This is a genomic window from Pseudovibrio sp. WM33 (assembly GCF_001623165.1).
Taxonomy (GTDB): domain Bacteria; phylum Pseudomonadota; class Alphaproteobacteria; order Rhizobiales; family Stappiaceae; genus Pseudovibrio.
In genome coordinates this window covers 1-1,652 of the sequence record NZ_LMCK01000097.1, presented here as the reverse complement: position 1 = coordinate 1,652, position 1,652 = coordinate 1, and the positions used below count along the sequence as shown (strand labels likewise).

Here is a 1,652-nt window from a genome sequence, read left to right as displayed (position 1 = left end):
TCCGCTTTCCTAACTATAGGGGTGGATGGGGGAGGCTCAGACTGCTGCGCGTTTATGGCTACGCAACTTTGTCAACAGGACCTAGTGCGATCATCATCATACCCTGAGAAAACAGTTAGACACTGCGGGTATACAGCTTCAATATGCGCTTCTAATCTAGGTACAACGCATGTGATGTTTCAATCCTCTTTTTCAGTAAAAGAAAATCGTGCACCGTAAACTAACTTCCCAGCTTGTCTTTCTGCGCAGGGCTGTACAAGTGGTGCCATGCTAACCTCATAGACCTTCGAATGTTTTCGCAAACCAACAAAGACGTGAGCCTCTGACACCACCTATACGCATATTAGTCGGGCTTTAAGACCATTCAATCGCCGAAAAATCTAGCGATTCGAAAAAGATAAACTGATCTAGTCACCATTTTTCAATGATGGTCTCATCGCTCCATCTGGTCAAAGGAGCTTCGGACCACGTGCCGTAGGCGGTGTTCGGGAAAACGATCCACTCTGTACCCCATTTAGCGGCACTCTCATCGACAAGAGATTTCTGGTGATCCAGAGGAGTTTTACGGAAACCGCCGTCGAAGTCATGCAATGTATCCCCCAGCATCAGAACAATCTGGTGATCCTTCCGCACAATCTCACGTCGCTCCACTTTAGGTGGTCCAAGCAGAAGAACAGTCTCCGCGCTGATCTGTGGCAAACCCAGCTCACTCAACGTAGCCAGCGTGTAATCCTTCTGCTTGTCAGCGCGGTCTGAAATGTAGCGAATAGCAACCCCCAGTTCATCTGCGTAGTTTAAGAATTCCTTTGCTCCGGGGATCAATGTCGGCTTACCATCGCGCTCCCATGGGAGCCAAGTGTCCCATACATCATATGTATGGCAGTTCTTCAGATCACGAGCCAACAGAGCACTATTATCAATCACAGTCTCATCCAGATCAGAAACAATAGCCAGTTTCGAAGGATCATCTGCCGCTTCGACTGCAGCTTCAAGTTTCTGCGTAGCAATGTTATAGGCTTGTCTCTGTAGTGCCCGAACTTCCGCTGATTGCTGCTGGAAACGCAAGCCCATGGTGAACTCCGCAACAGAACAGTCGTTTGAGGAAGCTTCTTGCGCGAAGCTCGCCAGAGCAAGTGAACCCAGGATCAAGCAGGCAAATACCGAAGTGGAGAGGAAACGTTGTTTCATGGAACTATTCTCTTTCATTAAGCTTTTGCTTTCATGGTTCGGGTAGCAGACTTGTGAAATTTCACTCAGTCCGCAATCATGGGACATACAAAACCAGCTTCCAATATTGAACCGTGTTCATAGTCTTATTGACACTTACCATCGGGCTGTGTTCGATGGTGTCATGATTTCTGCTGCACTTCATAAATTTTCGATGACCCGAAAAGTGGAGAGAACGGGGATAAGGGATGTTGCGAAACTTCAACCCGCGCTGAGACTCACACCTCGGCAAGCAAACGAAGCCCTTGTTGCCATGTCCAAGGTATTCAATCTTGATGACGTATGGGAATTAAGACCTGAGCAAAGTATCCCGGTTTGATTGGTAATACATTATAAAGAATAAAGAAAAGACGCGGGATCGCTCCCTGTCAGAGGAAATTCTAACTAGGTCCTGTTGACAAAGTTGCGTAGCCATAGACGCGCAG

Annotated in this window: 1 protein-coding gene; it reads right to left on the bottom strand. The window is 47.5% G+C overall.

The genetic code is table 11. The features are described from left to right. Positions 1–411: 411 nt before the first annotated feature. Complete coding sequence (locus tag PsWM33_RS18515; RefSeq protein WP_063301202.1) at positions 412–1,188, bottom strand: 5'-nucleotidase, lipoprotein e(P4) family; 777 nt, start codon at positions 1,186–1,188, stop codon at positions 412–414. Between the last annotated feature and the right edge of the window lie 464 nt (positions 1,189–1,652).

Bases quoted from the DNA above. Each gene is read 5' to 3' on its own strand.
- PsWM33_RS18515 (WP_063301202.1), bottom strand. From the start codon at position 1,188: ATGAAACAACGTTTCCTCTCCACTTCGGTATTTGCCTGCTTGATCCTG.